This window comes from Nocardia sp. NPDC046763 (assembly GCF_040645495.1).
Lineage (GTDB): Bacteria > Actinomycetota > Actinomycetes > Mycobacteriales > Mycobacteriaceae > Nocardia.
On the sequence record NZ_JBEYYI010000030.1, the window covers coordinates 111,697 to 126,701 of the forward strand.

Annotated in this window: 16 protein-coding genes; 8 read left to right on the plus strand and 8 right to left on the minus strand. The window is 65.7% G+C overall.

Going from position 1 to position 15,005, the window contains the following annotated elements; all coding sequences use genetic code 11:
* Window positions 1-18: 18 nt before the first annotated feature.
* Window positions 19-804, minus strand: coding sequence for an aldolase (locus ABZ909_RS35715; protein ID WP_357008901.1), 786 nt, complete (start codon window positions 802-804; stop codon window positions 19-21).
* Window positions 805-890: 86 nt separating this feature from the next.
* On the opposite strand from ABZ909_RS35715, the gene ABZ909_RS35720 reads away from it, so the two are divergent.
* The 3 genes from ABZ909_RS35720 (at window position 891) to ABZ909_RS35730 (ending at window position 2,749) form a co-directional block, all read left to right on the plus strand.
* Window positions 891-1,457: an XRE family transcriptional regulator gene (locus ABZ909_RS35720; protein WP_357008904.1), complete on the plus strand. Its 567-nt coding sequence runs from the start codon at window positions 891-893 to the stop codon at window positions 1,455-1,457.
* 39 nt (window positions 1,458-1,496) lie between these two features.
* A complete protein-coding gene (locus ABZ909_RS35725; RefSeq protein WP_357008907.1) occupies window positions 1,497-2,417 on the plus strand; it encodes a carbon-nitrogen hydrolase family protein in 921 nt (306 codons plus the stop codon).
* Window positions 2,418-2,494: 77 nt separating this feature from the next.
* A complete protein-coding gene (locus ABZ909_RS35730; RefSeq protein ID WP_357008910.1) occupies window positions 2,495-2,749 on the plus strand; it encodes a hypothetical protein in 255 nt (84 codons plus the stop codon).
* A gap of 56 nt (window positions 2,750-2,805) precedes the next feature.
* Here ABZ909_RS35730 and ABZ909_RS35735 read toward each other — a convergent pair whose 3' ends face one another.
* Window positions 2,806-4,011: an FAD-dependent monooxygenase gene (locus tag ABZ909_RS35735; RefSeq protein WP_357008913.1), complete on the minus strand. Its 1,206-nt coding sequence runs from the start codon at window positions 4,009-4,011 to the stop codon at window positions 2,806-2,808.
* A 111-nt stretch (window positions 4,012-4,122) separates the two neighbouring features.
* Between ABZ909_RS35735 and ABZ909_RS35740 the strand changes: the two genes are divergently transcribed.
* On the plus strand, window positions 4,123-4,590 hold the full coding sequence (locus ABZ909_RS35740) for a MarR family transcriptional regulator (RefSeq protein ID WP_357008915.1): 468 nt from the start codon (window positions 4,123-4,125) through the stop codon (window positions 4,588-4,590).
* Between the two features lie 502 nt (window positions 4,591-5,092).
* Here the strand turns inward: ABZ909_RS35740 and ABZ909_RS35745 are convergent.
* From ABZ909_RS35745 to ABZ909_RS35755, 3 genes are all read right to left on the minus strand, one after another.
* Window positions 5,093-5,854: a dienelactone hydrolase family protein gene (locus tag ABZ909_RS35745; protein WP_357008918.1), complete on the minus strand. Its 762-nt coding sequence runs from the start codon at window positions 5,852-5,854 to the stop codon at window positions 5,093-5,095.
* A 176-nt stretch (window positions 5,855-6,030) separates the two neighbouring features.
* Window positions 6,031-6,312, minus strand: coding sequence for a hypothetical protein (locus ABZ909_RS35750; RefSeq protein WP_357008957.1), 282 nt, complete (start codon window positions 6,310-6,312; stop codon window positions 6,031-6,033).
* A 119-nt stretch (window positions 6,313-6,431) separates the two neighbouring features.
* A complete protein-coding gene (locus ABZ909_RS35755; RefSeq protein WP_357008920.1) occupies window positions 6,432-7,781 on the minus strand; it encodes an FAD-binding oxidoreductase in 1,350 nt (449 codons plus the stop codon).
* 173 nt (window positions 7,782-7,954) lie between these two features.
* Between ABZ909_RS35755 and ABZ909_RS35760 the strand changes: the two genes are divergently transcribed.
* Together ABZ909_RS35760 and ABZ909_RS35765 are read left to right on the plus strand one after the other, a co-directional pair.
* Window positions 7,955-9,085, plus strand: coding sequence for a LuxR C-terminal-related transcriptional regulator (locus tag ABZ909_RS35760; RefSeq protein ID WP_357008922.1), 1,131 nt, complete (start codon window positions 7,955-7,957; stop codon window positions 9,083-9,085).
* A gap of 592 nt (window positions 9,086-9,677) precedes the next feature.
* Window positions 9,678-10,298 carry an IPT/TIG domain-containing protein gene (locus ABZ909_RS35765; RefSeq protein WP_357008925.1) on the plus strand — a complete coding sequence of 207 codons (621 nt, stop codon included), beginning with the start codon at window positions 9,678-9,680 and terminating at the stop codon, window positions 10,296-10,298.
* 168 nt (window positions 10,299-10,466) lie between these two features.
* On the opposite strand, the gene ABZ909_RS35770 is transcribed toward ABZ909_RS35765, so the two are convergent.
* Together ABZ909_RS35770 and ABZ909_RS35775 are read right to left on the minus strand one after the other, a co-directional pair.
* Window positions 10,467-11,066, minus strand: a complete 600-nt coding sequence (locus ABZ909_RS35770; protein ID WP_357008928.1) for a site-specific integrase — start codon at window positions 11,064-11,066, stop codon at window positions 10,467-10,469.
* Window positions 11,032-11,346, minus strand: coding sequence for a hypothetical protein (locus ABZ909_RS35775; RefSeq protein ID WP_357008930.1), 315 nt, complete (start codon window positions 11,344-11,346; stop codon window positions 11,032-11,034). The genes ABZ909_RS35770 and ABZ909_RS35775 overlap by 35 nt, the downstream gene beginning before the upstream one ends.
* A gap of 386 nt (window positions 11,347-11,732) precedes the next feature.
* Between ABZ909_RS35775 and ABZ909_RS35780 the strand changes: the two genes are divergently transcribed.
* Complete coding sequence (locus ABZ909_RS35780; RefSeq protein ID WP_357008933.1) at window positions 11,733-12,386, plus strand: hypothetical protein; 654 nt, start codon at window positions 11,733-11,735, stop codon at window positions 12,384-12,386.
* Between the two features lie 1,081 nt (window positions 12,387-13,467).
* On the opposite strand, the gene ABZ909_RS35785 is transcribed toward ABZ909_RS35780, so the two are convergent.
* The gene (locus ABZ909_RS35785; RefSeq protein ID WP_357008951.1) at window positions 13,468-13,632 is read right to left on the minus strand and encodes a ricin-type beta-trefoil lectin domain protein; all 165 of its coding nucleotides are present in this window, start codon (window positions 13,630-13,632) and stop codon (window positions 13,468-13,470) included.
* 367 nt (window positions 13,633-13,999) lie between these two features.
* On the opposite strand from ABZ909_RS35785, the gene ABZ909_RS35790 reads away from it, so the two are divergent.
* On the plus strand, window positions 14,000-14,221 hold the full coding sequence (locus tag ABZ909_RS35790) for a hypothetical protein (protein ID WP_357008936.1): 222 nt from the start codon (window positions 14,000-14,002) through the stop codon (window positions 14,219-14,221).
* Window positions 14,222-15,005: the final 784 nt, after the last annotated feature.

Sequence of the window (15,005 nt, forward strand, 5' to 3'; positions counted from 1 at the left end):
CAGCTCCTGACGTGGTGGTCACTGGTTGATTGCGTCGGGGTGGCCGGTCAAGGCACGTCGTGCGTAGTAGGCGAAATTCGCCTGGCTGCGTTTGGGTGTCAACGTCCAGTCGTGGGCTTCGCGGGCCAGCCGCTCGGGCAGCTCGGCGATCGTGCCGGCGGCCATGGCCGCCAATTGCAGGGCCGCGCCGCGCTCGATCAGCACCGCGAGCGAACACGCTTCCTCCACGCTGGCGCCCGCCACGACGTGTCCGTGATGGGCGAGCAGAACAGCCTTCTTGTCGCCGAGGGCGGCGGTGATGATCTCGCCCTCCTCGTTGCCGACCGGCACCCCGGGCCAATCGGGCAGGAACGCGCAGTCGTCGTAGAGCGGTGCGATGTCCATCTGGGAGACCTGCAGCGGCACCTCGAGCATCGACAGCGCCGCCACATGGAACGGATGCGTGTGCACGATGCACTGCACGTCGGGGCGGGCGCGGTAGATCCATGCGTGGAACCGGTTGGCGGGGTTGGCCATTCCGCTACCGTCGAGCACCCGCAGGTCCTCGTCGACCACAATCAGGTTGTCTTCGGTGATCTCATCGAATCCCAGGCCCAGCCGCTGGGTGTAGAACGTGCCGGGCCGCTCGCCGCGGGCGGTGATCTGTCCGGCCAGTCCCGAGTCGTGGCCCTGGTCGAACAGGGCACGACAGGTCAGCGCGACCTTCTGCCGCGTGCTCCAAGGCACCTGCCCGAGCTCGGACACCATCTGTGCTCGCGCTCGCTCCATGAGAGTTGTTTTCGAGTCGGTGAATGTGCTCGCCATATCTTCCTCCTACCAGGTCGAGGACACCCGGTTGACCATAGGACACTTTGTGTCATTTCGTCAACATCGCCTGTCGATCGTCGTATATGACACTCTGTATCCTCTTGTTCGAGGAAGGAGTCGTAGTGACCTTGTTGCGCACTGTCCGGCGGCAACGGCAGATGACCTTGGACGTGCTGGCCGAGCAGACGGGACTGACGAAGAGCTATCTGTCCAAGGTCGAGCGCCGGCTCAGCATGCCGTCCATCGCGGCGGCGATGAAGATCGCGCGGGCGCTGGATGTCGATGTCGGTCAACTGTTCTCGGACCAGGCCGCCGAGGCGCAGTTCGTTGTCGAACGGGCCACCGCGCCCGGCGAGCAGCGCTACCGGCCCGTCGCAGCCGCGATGCTCGCCAAGGCGATGTCTCCGTTCCTCGTGTTCCCGACCGAGGAGTTCAGCACGGACGGGCACCGGGTCCACAGCGGCCAAGAGTTCATCTTCGTGCACGCCGGGACGATCGAACTGAACTACGACGGCAGCATCACCGTGCTGGACACCGGCGACTGCGCCTATCTCGACGCCTCGCTCGAACATCGCATGCGCAGCATCGGCGCCATTGCGGCTCAGGTCGTCGTCGTGGCGACCGACGACACCCAGGAAGCCCGGAAATAACGACGGTACTGGTACGAATCTGCGAAAAGGTCTGCTGAAATGTTGGCTGCTGCAATCCAATTGAGCGCTGTGCCCGGTGACGTCCCAGCGAATCTGCGAGCATGTGAACGACTGGCCGACGAGGCCGGACGAGCCGGTGCCCGAGTCATCGCGCTGCCGGAATTCTTCGCCACGGGAATCGGATTCCTCGACAGCATCGCCGAGTCGGCACTGCCCGCCGACGGCCCGGCCACCGACCTGTTGACCACGATCGCCGCCCGCTACGACGCACTGGTCGGAGGTTCTTTCCTATGTCGCGACACCGACGGGCACGTACGCAACGCCTACCTGCTCGCCGACTCGACCGGGATCATGGGCCGCCACGACAAGGACCTGCCGACGATGTGGGAGAACGCCCTCTACATCGGCGGGCAGGACGACGGCGTGCTGACCGCCGGCGACCTCCGGGTCGGTGCGGCCGTGTGCTGGGAGCTCATGCGCACCCAAACCGTTCGGCGACTGCAGGGCCGGGTTGATCTCGTGATGGCCGGATCGGGGTGGTGGTCGATCCCGCCCTGGCACCCCCGTCCGCTCTTCGAATACCTCGAGCGGTGCAACGCCGCCACGGCGCGACGGGCCGCCGCATCGTTCTCGCAGTACGTGGGAGCGCCGGTCGTGCACGCAGGCCACGCGGGCGAGCTGGAATGCCCGATGCCCTGGATGCCCGCCCGCTACCGTGGCCACTTCGAGGCGTCAACGCTGATCACAGCAGCGGACGGCACAGTGCTCGCAGAGCGCCCCCGCGAAGACGGCGAAGGCGTCATCTTCGCCGAGATCACCACAGGCGGGGCGGCACCCGTTCTGGAGACACCGGACCGATTCTGGTTGCATTCACGCGGCGCGCTACCCGCAGCGGCCTGGCACTACCAGCGCTGGCACGGACAGCGCTGGTACCACCGCCACACGAAGGCCGAAAGATGAGCATTCTGATACGAATCGGACTGCTGGAGCTGGCATTCGGGGCGACGTTCGGATGAGTGATCGCCGCCAATCACGCCATGCCCGAGCTGTTCGGCCACATCGACTGCGTCAGCCCCCGCCGCCTACTGCAAGCCCACATCGACTACGTGATCATGGGAGTGATCCTGATCGCGGTCGGGACGACCCCATCGGATCTGGCTGCTTGGATCGTGACGCTCATCGTCACCGGCACCCTGCTCAACCCAACCTTGTTACTGCCCTTGGCTTTTCGCGATAATCTGACCGACAGCCCCGGATACCGGATCAGCGCGGCCGAGCCCTGTTCGATCTGACGTTGCGGTTTCAGATCGAACAGAGGCTCGGCCGCGCTGACTAATCCGATGGAGAATCAGGCCTGCGAGGTACGCGGGTGGTGTGTGGGTGCGACGTCGTAGTCATACAGCCAGCCGAGGGTGCGCCTGGATGCCATGCGCCGAAAGATGACGGGCATGAGGGCTTCGGAGGCAAGGCGACCGATCGGGCCGAGCGTTTTGGAGCGGGCTCCGCGGCTGCCGTGTTTGACGACACGCTCGACCCGGTCGCGGCGGCGGTTTTCGAACACGCGCAACGCGTCCGGGATGGTCTCGGCCTCGGATAGGCAGCGGGCGACGGTGACCGCGTCCTCGATCGCCATCGATGCGCCTTGACCGGAACTGGGCGAGGCGCAGTGTGCGGCGTCGCCGATGATCAGCATCCCATCTCGATGCCAGGTCGGAACGTGTGGCACCAACTGGCTTATCCGCGGGTGCAGGTCGTGTTCGGTGGCCGAGATGATCTCGGCGGCGGGTGTGGCGTCGTCGGCGAACAACTCGATAAGGCGGCGTTTCCATTCGGTGGGCGACACGGCCGCCAGTTCGTCCCTAGTGGGTTCAGGTGCCGCGGGCACGTTGGCGAACCACCATGTCTGCCCGCCCGGTTCGCGGGTGTACCCGAAGAACGCGCGTTTGCCGAAAACCATGTTGAATTCCGACGGCGCGATGTGCACAGGCGGATTCGCCCGGCCGCCGAAGCCGAACAGGCCGGTGTAGCGGGGTGCGGGCGCGTCGGGGTCGATGATCGAGCGCAGCGCGGAGTGAATACCGTCGGCACCGATCAAGACATCGGATTCGACCTCGGAGCCGTCGATGAAACGAGCGACCACACCGTGGGCGGTGGGAGTGGCGTTGACCAGTCGTTTTCCGGTGTTCACCGGAACGCCCAGGCCGCGCGCCCGCTCGATCAGTGTTGACACCATACGCCCACGGCCGATGGTGAGGCCGGCGAGTTCGTCGTACTCCGAGCCGGCGAACGGCATAGTGCCCAGCGGCTTGGCACGTCCGCTCCACAATGTGATGGTCGGGACCGCGAAGCCGTGGTCGACGACCAGTTCCCGACAGCCGATGTTGTCCAGTGCGCGCAGACCATTGGCGGCCAGGCTCAGGAAAGCGTCGTCGGCGTTCTTGGCGGGGTTGGCGTGAGCCTCGTAAACCTCCACGGCGATTCCTGCCCGACGTAGGGCGATGGCGGTGGCAAGCCCGCCGATGCCAGCTCCGACGATCGCAACACGGTTGGGCACGGTAGTCTCCTCCACCAGTCTCTGTGACTAGTTCATTGAGTAATTCATTGATCTATTCACAGAGTGCCGTCGGAGCGGCTCTCGGTCAAGTAGACAAAGGAGAATCAGCCTATGACCAGGCAGGATGCGAACATTCGAGCGGACATCATCGCCGAACTTCTTGGTGCCGCACCGCGGGCCGCGTCCGATGCCGCCTTGTTTCAGCAAGCCTTGGCAGACCGGCTGGGCCTCAATCTCACCGAGCTCAAATGCCTGGGACCGCTGGCTGAGGGGCCCGCCACGGTCGGTGTGATCGCCGACCGTCTGGGTCTGACGTCAGGCGCGGTGACCCGGATGGTCGACAAGCTGGAGCGGACCGGCTACGTGCGTCGAGAACCGGACCCGCGCGACGGACGTAAGGTGCTCGTGATCGGCGCCCCGGAGCGGCTGCAGCAGGTTTCGGAGATGTATGGGGGCATGGCAAACGCTTGGCGCGAACTGTTGGTCGAATGCTCCATCGAGCAATTGGAGTTTCTGCGTGACTTGCTTATCCGCATGCGTGACGTGACAGCCGTCGAAATCACACGACTGCGTGGCTGAGCGACTTCAGCCTTGGCCGGTGGATCACAGCGCGGCCGACCGTCCTCACGATCCCCGAAACAGACACCGACCATCAACTCATCGCTGGCTGGTCAGAAGCGGCACATGGGGTCCAGCGACGCGAAAAGTCGCGCTAAAGGATTGAGGCTGGTGAGATCCTGGCGCCCCCGGTGCGGTCCCGGACGATTCTAGCCAGCCAGCCAGCCGGTGCCGGGTTTAAGGGCAAGCGGGACGTTGTGCCTGCACCTCGCGCAGGCGGCGATGGTCTCGGGGGTGTAGTGGTGCAACGATCCGGCGCTAATATGGCGCCTCGGAAAGCGAGTCCCGAGGCACCACGAAACTCGTTGTGCTCTTTGCTATTTCTTGCTGGTTCCGCTGTCGCCGCTTTCGCATCACCGCATGCCCTGGTGGACTTGAGGGTGTTGCGGGGAGTGTATGACCGGCTGCCGGCTTGTGGCGGACGCGCGTGGTCGGACTCCGGATCCGGGTTGGGTTTCCTCAGTTACTGGTGCAGATTGCGGTCGAACAGGGCCAGCAGTTCGCGGTAGTGCCGTTCGGCTGCTTCGGGGTCGTAGGCGGAAGTGTCGGCCTGGGTGTAGCCGTGTTGGGCTCCCTCGTAGACCTCGGTGCGGTGGCGGACGCCAGCGGCGGCGAGTGCCTTGTCGAACTGCGCGATGTGTTCCGGAGTCAGGTGGTGATCCTCGCCGGCGTGGGCGAAATACAGTTCTGCGGTGATGTTTCCGACGGTCAGGTGCGGACTGTCCGGGGTGTCGGTGACGAGTGGTCCGCCGTGGAATCCGGCCACCGCCGCGACCCGATCGGCGAACATGGCGGCGGCCATTACCGCCAGCCGCGCACCCATGCAGTAGCCGGTGAGGCCGACCTTCCCTTCGGCGACCTGCGGCGACGCTGCCAGCCACGCGAGGTAGGCACCGGCGTCCGAACGTAGGAGCTGCGGTGTCAGCTCGCGGATCATCGGGAAGACCTGCTGGAAGATCTCCGGCCGCTGCGCTGGGTCGATCAAGTCCGGCAGCTCGATCACCGGTGCCCGCCCGTGCCGGTAATAGGCGTTCGGAACCAGGACGGTGTAGCCGTGGGCGGCAATACGATCGGCCAGCGACCGCAGGCTGGGCCGCAGTCCGAAACCGTCCTGAATCACCAGCACTCCTGGATGGGCGACACCATCGTCGGGGGAGGCGACATATGCGTCGGCGACACCATCGGGTGTCTGCACGTCGACAGACATACCGTGCGTTGCAGTCATTATTGAATCCTTCTGTCGTAGTTGATGTCCTGTGATCAACACGACGAAGGCGGAGCCCGCGCAATACCGCAGAAACCTCGATCGACAAGCGGGCCGACACCGGCCTGCGCGGCGCTCAGAACAGCGCCGGGTAACCAATCCGTGTGTGGCGCAAGCCCGTCCCGGTAGTCATCGCCTCACACCGTAGCCGACCGGACAGGACCGATGCCAACTCCGAGGTCGCCATCGCCACCCGGTGACCTCGCCATTGACTTCGACACCGCACCGCCTCTCCGGTTCCCGACCGACGCCGCCGACGGCGCTTCCAGCGTCACCACCAACCCGGGCACGCACCGGGTGGCCTCGTCGATCGCGGCGGTGACGTAGGGGCGGCCGATCGGCAGCCGATGGAATTCGTCGACCACGATCACATCGGCCGGGGTGTGGTCGATCTGCACCCGCTCCGGCAGCCCCTCCACCGGCGGGTCGTGGCGACCTCGGTGGCGAATCGCGACGGGTGGCGGCGCCCGCCGCCGCGCCCGTGGTCAGGTATCGGGTGACCCGTCGGGACAGTCCTTCCGCAATGCGGGAAACCGGTTCAGGCGATGGTGTGGCCGCCACCGAACAGACCCGCGGGGTCCACCCGGTGTTTGACCGCCAGCAGCCGGGCGTGGTCCTGCTCGTTCCACAGGCCAGCCACCCGCTCCACTGTCGCGGGTCCGATGAGGTTGAACGGCACCGACACGCTGTGCCACGGCGCCACGGCGCCGACAATATCGTCGATCAAACCGGGAGTGACCGGTGATGTGTCCTCGGTCATGAGCCCGATGGCCGAGAGGCAGTAGGCGGCGTCCCGGCCGGTGACCGCGTTGGGCACTGCGGGCGGGCGCGCCATCGCGCCGCCGTGCAATCGCACTTCTACCAGCGGCACCGGGATGTCGCGGCCGGGCCCGGCGACCTCGAGTAGCGCATCGACGGCCGCCGGCGGCAGGCCGGTCAGGCCGGCGCCACCGTCCCAGAACGGCAGCGGATCGACCGGGTCCTGGTGGATGGAATCGACTGCGGTGTAGGGAATTTCCCGCACAGTGTCCAGCAGCGGCTCGGCGACCGCCCGCATCGGTGCGAGCAGTTCGGCCCCGGGGCCGGCGCCGTCGAGGTGGGCATAACGCACCTGCACGACGAACCGGCCGCGCAGCGGCTCGGGCAGGGCCGGGCTCGGCGGCAGACGCAGCAGTGCCACCGAGGCGGTCGAGACGCGCTCGGGCAGGCCGGTCGACCATCCGGCGAAGGCGTGCAGCACGTCGTGGGTGGCGGCGTCGGAGTAGAAGACCGACCCGCCGTACAGGTCGGCGACGGGCATCAGGTCGATCTCCAGCTCGGTGACGACACCGAAGTTGCCCTTGCCGCCGCGCAGTGCCCAGAACAACTCGGGATCGGATTCGGCGTCGATCGCATGCACCTCGCCCCGGCAGTCCACGAGGCGGGCGCGCCGCACGTGGTCGGCCGCGAAACCGTATGTGCGCGAAAGCGGGCCGCTGCCGCCGCCGAGGGTGTAGCCGATCGCGCCCACGGCGGACGACGAGCCGTTGATCGGGGCCAGACCGTAGGGCGCGGCCTGCTCGATGACCTGCGCCCACCGGGTGCCCGCGGCGATCGTTGCGGTTCGGGCCCCGGGGTCGATCCGCACGCCCGTCATCCGCTGCGTGGTGATCATCAGGGTGTCGCCCTCGACCGGGGCGTTGAGGCCGTGGCCGGTTGCGAGCACGCCGACCCGCAGGCCGTGGCGGGCCGCCCAGGCGACCGCGGTGGCGACGTCCTGCTCGTGCGCGGCCGAGATCAGGGCCGTCGGGTGGATCGGGAACGCCGGGTTGAACGGCGTGAGGTCCGGCGCGGGCAGCAGGGACCCGGCCAGGGCGGCCGTCAGCTCGTCGGTTCCAGGGATGCTCATCAAGGGGCGCTTTCATTCGGGCCGGTGTCCGCGGATCGGACGGCGGGTGTGGTCCCCACCTTCTGTGCGCCCTGGCCACCAGCGGTACCCCACGGCCGTGGGGTACCGGCACCCCAGAGATCTGGGGTGCTCCACGGGAGGCTGTGCGGGCATGATGGCGTGCAGTGAAGCCGATGTCATCCACGCATGCCGATCGTGTCCTCGCGCACCTCGCCCAACTCGCCGCGTCGGGCCTGGACGTGCGAGCCTTCGCCGATGCCGCCCTCGGCCTGCTGGCCCGAGCGGTGCCGTTCGGGTCGGCGTGCATGGCCACCGCCGACCCGGCGACTGGAATCCTGACCGGCACCACCAAATGGGGCGAGCTCACCCACGCCTCCGACACCGACTGGGCCCGGTTCGAGTACCAGGTGCCGGATGTGTACGACTTCCGGGATGTCGCCCGGCGACCGGGCCTGGTCACCTCGCTGCGCGCCGAGACCGCCGAGCACCCCGAACGTTCCGCCCGCTTCGCGCAGTATCTCCGGCCGGTCTGGGGTTTCGAGGACGAACTGCGTGCCGCGCTGCGGGCCGAGGACGGCACCGTCTGGGGCTACCTGGCCCTCTACCGCGCCGACCCGGCCCCCTTCAGCCTCGGCGAGCAGCAATTCGTCAGCGCCGCCGGGCCTTTCCTCGCCGTCGGGCTGCGCGCCGGGCTGCTCGTGGCGGCATCCGCCGATGCCGCGCTCAGCGCCCCCGTGGTCCTGGTGATCGACGCGGAAGGCGTTGTCAGTCAGGCCAGCCCCGGCGCCGAGGAACTCGCGGCAGATCTGGGTGCGGGCCCGCTGGCGGGACCCCTGTTGCCCGTCGCGCTGCGTTCCCTCATCGACGTCGCCAGAACCACGCGCGACCACGCGCAGACCGTCGTGCCCCGCACCCGGCTGCGCACTCGCTCTGGCCAGTGGCTCGTCGCCCACGCCGCACCGCTGCGCTCCCGCGACGGCACCGGCAGCGACGTCGTGGTGACCATCGAGGAGGCCCGTCCGCCGGAGATCGTTCCCCTGGTGGTGGCCGCGTTCGGCCTCACTCCGCGCGAACAGGACGTCGTGCGCCTCGTCCTACAGGGCCTGGGAACTGCACAGATCGCCGCAGCGCTGCATCTGTCGGCCTATACGGTCCAGGATCACCTCAAGGTCGTCTTCGACAAGGCGGGGGTGCGCAGCCGGCGCGAGCTCACCGCCAGGATCTTCTACGACCAGTACGCTCCGCGCATGGGCGGCCGGCTCGCACCCACCGGCTGGTTCGCACAGGACACGCGGTTGGGATAGGCCCGCGCGGTCCAGATCCGCGAAAAGTCACGCCGAGCCCTTGCATCCGCGCGAAAAGCAACGAAGTTCGCGTGACCTGCGCCGATGTTGGGCCGCACCGGTATCCGGGGGTAGTGGTGCAGGTCCCCGGAATCCGGCGGTTGCACCACTACCGCAGATAATTCACCGAGTCGCACCGACCTGCGGACCCTGTTTCCGAAGGTCGCGGGCCGACTATTTGATCTAGGGTCGATCGCGTCCGTGTACGACTGCCAATGTCGCACTGGCACACGGTCCGACGTTGCGATGCGCCTGCACGCGTGTCCGGATTGGGGTGTCCGAAGGATGGGCGCGGGCAGGCGCATCGGCATCGACCCCACAAGTGATGGAGCTGGCAGGTATTCGGCTCTCCGGAAGGCCCGGACGATGACGACGTGGGGCGTGTCCCTGACCGATCGTGCCGACTACCCCCGGGAAGAACCGGACCAAAACGAACCGGGGATTCGTTGCCGCAGTGCCCCCGCTGGAGGGTTACTGGATATAGCCGATGTTACGACAAGATCGGCATCCGTTGCAGTACAACCATTTTCACCTCCCCTTAGGAGGGATACCGATGCCTCCCGTTCTCACTTCGCTCACACCCAATTCCGGCCCTCGAGCGGGTTTCAACTCTGTGGTGATCACCGGCTCCGGGTTCAGCGGTGTCGGTTCTTTGACCGTGCGGTTCGGCGCGACGGCAACCACGTTCACCATCGACTCCGATACCCAGATCACCGCCATCGCCCCGGCTGGGACGGGCGCGGTGAACGTCACCGTCACCGCAAATCTGGACGGCACGAGCAACCCGCTGCCCTACACCTATGGCAGCGTTCTCTTTGTCACCGATGGCCTCAACCCGGGCGTGTTGTATTCGGTACCGGCAGCCGGCGGTGTGCCGACCGTCCTGGCGACCGGCCTGAACAAGCCTCGGGGTCTGGTTGTTTCCGGGAACACCGTCATCATCGCCGATTCCGGGAACAACAGGGTGGTGTCGGTGCCCACGACCGGCGGCCCGGTAACCCCTTTGGTGACCGGTCTGTCGAGCCCTGACGGTGTCGCCGTTTCCGGGAACACCCTCTACATCGCCGAAGAGGGGAGCAACAGCGTGGTGTCGGTGCCGATCGGCGGTGGTAGCCCCACCGTGGTCGCTACCTTCCCCACCAGCGCCGTCGGTGTTGCGATTCAAGTTCAGTGAGGCTGCTGAACTATTCGCGTGTTGTCTCCGGGGTAGTGGCGCAACCGGCCGAAATCCGGCGCTAACACAGTGATGCCCTGGGCGTCAGGCCCAGGGCATCCGAAAATGGTTGTGGCTGTTGCTATTTCTCACCGGACCACAGACCAGGAAAAGCAGCCTGACCAGCCTTCAGCGGCGTCGCCGGGTGGCGGGATCGGTGCGGGCCTGCCACGCCATCAGCGATTCCGCCGAGGAGATGGCGTATTCGGCCAGCGACCGCACCGAGGAGTCCCCGCTCATGCGCATCAGCATCGGCGTGGACGCCCCGTCCTCGGCGGCGTGGGTCAGCTTCGAATGCCGCAACTGGTGCAGCGTGAACGGGCCCCGGGCGAACTCGGCCGTGTGGTCCTCGAACACCTCGAGGGCCCACCGATACGACAACCACGCCCACCCGGTCGCGGGATCGACATCGGCCTTGGCCACACCGGGTTTGGCCTTGCGGTCGGTCAGGAACACCGGGCCGGTGCGGCGGCCGGCCAGCAGGCGCGGCAGCAGCCGGGTAGTGCCGGTCTGCCAGGCCACGATGTCGATCGCCCCGCCCTTGCGAACCACGGTCGCGCACCGGTTGGGCATGTCCAGATCCGGAACGTCCAGCGGCAGTATGTCTTCGACCCGGGCAACGGTCTCGTACAGCAGATGCCACAGCCTCCGCTCCCGCAGCGGCGCGTCACCGGTCAGGATCGCGGTGATCTCCTCACGAGTCAGCGCCTTGGAACGGTCCGGCGGCATCGACCGGGATACGAACCGCGACAACGGATCCCCGACCAGCCACCCCTGCGCGCCAGTATTCACATGCCGAGCGCAGTGCCGCCAGGCGCACGTTGAACGTCTGCGTGGACTTGTCACCCCACTTGAAGGTGAACCAGCCGCCCACGCGCTCCGGCTCCAGCAGGGCCGTAGCCGAATCGGCCCCGAAATTGGCGACCAGCGCGCCGAGCGCGGTCGCGTAGCCGCGGCTGGTGTTGGCGACCTGGATCGTGTCCAGGAAAGCGCGGGGCAGCGTCGGCAAGCCGCATCCTGCCATGCAGCACCCGAACCGCCCCGAGGTCCGGCCGACCTTCCGCCACAACGCCCTCCCCTCTACCGTAGATAAATTGCCGAGTCGGCCCCGGCCGGGCGAACCATCCCAGCACGTCTCGTGGCAACTCAGGGCCATCTACGACTGGTAAGGATCCGTATTCAACTGGTCTGTATTCGAAGGGGCAACCGTCTTGCTGGTTATGGGAACCTAGTCGCCATTCGAGCATGACGTCGTGCAGGCGGACCGCGCGGCGTCGTGGGCCGGTGGGAGTACTCGCCGCGAAAGTTCGGTGTCACGTGGCAGTTCACCGATCTGCGGGCGTGTGCGAGACTCATTGGACCGCAACAGGTATCGATTAGGACGCGAGAAGTCGGATGTCTTTCGAGCAGTGGAGCACGAGTTGGGAATCGGTACCCCTGTCCGAGGCAGTAGAGCGCTACGACATCTGTAAAGCCAGCGACAACCACGTGGAGGACCTGGAGGGACTCTTCGGGGAGGAGCCAGAGTGCTTCTTCGTTCACCAGGGTGACCTGACCATCGACGGGCCGTTGTCGATAGAGAACGATCCTGGTCTGGCGGAGGACACCGTTTACGTCATTGATGGCAACCTGACGGTCAACGGGCCGATGCGCTTTTCGAACGGAGACGTCTACACGCCGCTTTATGTCACTGGCTCGGTCACCGCGCAGCACCTGATGTGCCTCCTGGACAACAATCTTTTCATCGGCGGCTCGCTCACTGTCGGGGGCTTGCTGATGACGGAACTCTCCGACATGGGAATGCTCGTCGTACACGGTGCCGCATCAACGGGCGCGTGGTTCGAAACATGGGACAGGGGCGAGGTCATCTTCGTCGATGATCTGAAGGCCCGTCGGCTGCGGGTGTCCGAGGGCGAATACTTCGGATACTCCGACGCGGATGATGCGGCTGACGTCCTGTTGCCCGAGTTCTGGGACGGCGACATCGAAGATGCCGCGGAAAAGCTCTGGGCCGCCGCACTTGAAGGACGTCCCCTCCTGCGCCCCTGATTCCTGCCGGTTCGATCGGCAGCCGCGGACGAATGGCCGGGGTGAGCAGAACTGGTATCCGACATCGAGGATCGGTACTTCACTCACATTGTGCGGGAGGGGATCTCGATCATTCGCGGGCACGTTGAGCTGTTCGCCTCCATGGTCGAGTAGCCGTGCCACGTTGATGACGCGATGGTGGACCAGGCAGTCCGGATCTACGATCAGGCAGCTGTCGCAGATGACGTTCCAGTGATGGCCGCACTTCGACGTCTCCTTGCTGGTCATGGTTAGCCGAAGCCGCGTTCGAACGGCACTGCAGCGTGAGATTCTGTCCGGATTTTTCACGGTCAGGTGCCACTCGGTCATCGGCAGAAGCGGACGTTCCGCCGACCTCAGATCGGAACGGCCAGTTGATCTTCCGATCCCCCGCGCTGGCCGGTTCGGTCAGCGCGGTATGCGGCAATAGCGTGCGTTCACGGTGACAAGGCAGCCCCCGGCAGGCCTGAAGATCCTGGTCTACACCACAATGCCGTGCGACGCCGTCTCGAGAGACTGCGGTTCGATCGAGAAACCACTGTGCCCCCAACCGAATTACCAGGCGGGGGCACAGTCACTATCAGGTCCGGCACCGAGGTTCGGCGGTGCCACCCGCGAATCATGCGTTGGCGGTGCAGATTACATCGTTAATCGCCGTCGCCGACAGGTCCGCGGAACCGACATTGGCCAGCATGGCGCGCGGATAGACTCGGGAGAGACTGGAATAGGCCTCGCGGAGCGCGGACGCCCGGTCGCGGCCAGCGCCGCTGCCTACCGCGACGTCGTCTCCAGCGTCGTTCCGGTAGCAGTTACGGCGGCATCTCCGACTGCGCCGTTCTTGTGGCCTGGTCGGACGGCTGTGGCGCACTCGTGTACCAGCACCGATCGCCGACCCAGCCGCAAGGCCCACCGCCGCGACCCCGACGACGGCCTTACCCATGAACTTCATCAAGCATTTCCCTGTCAACCGCGGCTGCCCGCATTGACACTGGTGCCGTAGCTCCCCCGAGCATTCTGACCACTCTTTCCATCGGAGGCCTGCCGGATTTCGCCCGCAATGAGTTCACCAGCGTTGATTGTCTTGACCGTTGCACGGGTACGTGACGACCGGTGCGGGATCAGGGTTCGCCCCCTGAATATCGAGACAGAACCCGTTCATTCCACTACGGATCTGCAGGCTGTCGGCTGACGCTGTAGACGCTACGGTCAATGCGGCAATAACCATCATCAATAGAATGACAGATCTGCGAATGCCTTTCAGCACGTTCTTTCCCCCTCCAGTTGCAACCCCGCTGGCTGCAACTCCGATGGAGGCTAGCACAGCCACCCGGTGCCGTCTCGACAGTTTCTCCAAGCCCGAAACTTGACAAAAGACCCTGCTACGGTGGGCTTTCCGCTCTTCGGAGGCAGCTGGCGGAGCGGTGGATGGGTCTGAGCAGGTCTATAGGCAGTGCGTCGATCGGCGACCGTTTTCGAACGGTTGCCGCGTCCGACTGTTTGTCGAGCATCGTGCGAACCGTCGATAAGCGAACCCCAAGCTTTCGTTAACGCCGTCCTCGCAGAGTGGTCTTGTCAGACGACCAAGGGAGAACACAGTGAAGGCACTCGCGAGCACAGCCGTCATCGGCGGAGTCATTGCGGCGGCGGTCATCGGATTGGCCGGGTCGGCGTCCGCGACGGCGACGCCGGTGGTGAACACCTGGTGTCCACACAGCGAGTTGATGCATCCGACGTGGGACGTGAACACCGGGGAACCTGTCATCTGCGTCAACACCGGGATCAGCGGGTACATGTGGGTTCCCGACGCCACCCGCTGATTCCCGGCCACTGCCGCGAATTCACGTGGCGACCTTTCGGGGCCATGTCGGTAAGCGAATCTGGCTGTGCCCCAGTGACCGAAGCGTCCAGTCGACGCAATCCGCAGCAGTGGCGGACGCCCGAAAAGCATCTCCGCTGCCAGATTCATCGAGCGGCAGACCGGTAGCTGGGCTGATTTCCCGGGCGGCAAGCCGCTCGGTCATCGGCACTACCGTGCACTGACGACATCAGGTCGGCGGGCTCAGATGCCCCCTGCCCGTTGATCTTCCACGCATACCGCGCTGCCCGGTTCGGTCAGCGCGGTATGCGGCACTATGGTGCGTTTGTCCCAGGCGGTCGCGGTCGAGCATTGGATGGGGAAAACCCGTTGGGCCGTGCCATGATTGAGCACATGACAACCGGAAAGGCCAATGGCTGATAGTCGCAACCTCACGCTTCACGCAACTCTGCCGGAGCGCTACGCACGATTCGATGTCCTCGCCTCCACTATCGACCACCGTGGTCGGCTACTAGCCTTGCTTGTCGATTCCGCCCAGGAAGAGGCGGCGGCCTTGCCGTGGCGCCGTCGTGGGCCTTGGGAGCCACCGATACCACTTTTTGACGCGACCGTCGTCATCTGCGACGGGGACGACGAGCACCAGATCCCGCTCTACGGCCTCGATCAATGGTTCTCCACAATCGATGCCTTAGCCTCGATCCACCGATGGGCTTGTGCCCGTCGGTGTTTGATCAATGAGAAAAGTGTCCTTCGAGCTGGGATGATCACTGTTGTCTAGGCAATGA

Bases quoted from the DNA above. Each gene is read 5' to 3' on its own strand.
- ABZ909_RS35715 (WP_357008901.1), bottom strand. From the start codon at position 804: ATGGCGAGCACATTCACCGACTCGAAAACAACTCTCATGGAGCGAGCG.
- ABZ909_RS35720 (WP_357008904.1), top strand. From the start codon at position 891: ATGACACTCTGTATCCTCTTGTTCGAGGAAGGAGTCGTAGTGACCTTG.
- ABZ909_RS35725 (WP_357008907.1), top strand. From the start codon at position 1,497: ATGTTGGCTGCTGCAATCCAATTGAGCGCTGTGCCCGGTGACGTCCCA.
- ABZ909_RS35730 (WP_357008910.1), top strand. From the start codon at position 2,495: ATGCCCGAGCTGTTCGGCCACATCGACTGCGTCAGCCCCCGCCGCCTA.
- ABZ909_RS35740 (WP_357008915.1), top strand. From the start codon at position 4,123: ATGACCAGGCAGGATGCGAACATTCGAGCGGACATCATCGCCGAACTT.
- ABZ909_RS35745 (WP_357008918.1), bottom strand. From the start codon at position 5,854: ATGACTGCAACGCACGGTATGTCTGTCGACGTGCAGACACCCGATGGT.
- ABZ909_RS35755 (WP_357008920.1), bottom strand. From the start codon at position 7,781: ATGAGCATCCCTGGAACCGACGAGCTGACGGCCGCCCTGGCCGGGTCC.
- ABZ909_RS35760 (WP_357008922.1), top strand. From the start codon at position 7,955: ATGTCATCCACGCATGCCGATCGTGTCCTCGCGCACCTCGCCCAACTC.
- ABZ909_RS35765 (WP_357008925.1), top strand. From the start codon at position 9,678: ATGCCTCCCGTTCTCACTTCGCTCACACCCAATTCCGGCCCTCGAGCG.
- ABZ909_RS35770 (WP_357008928.1), bottom strand. From the start codon at position 11,066: ATGCCGCCGGACCGTTCCAAGGCGCTGACTCGTGAGGAGATCACCGCG.
- ABZ909_RS35780 (WP_357008933.1), top strand. From the start codon at position 11,733: ATGTCTTTCGAGCAGTGGAGCACGAGTTGGGAATCGGTACCCCTGTCC.
- ABZ909_RS35785 (WP_357008951.1), bottom strand. From the start codon at position 13,632: ATGATGGTTATTGCCGCATTGACCGTAGCGTCTACAGCGTCAGCCGAC.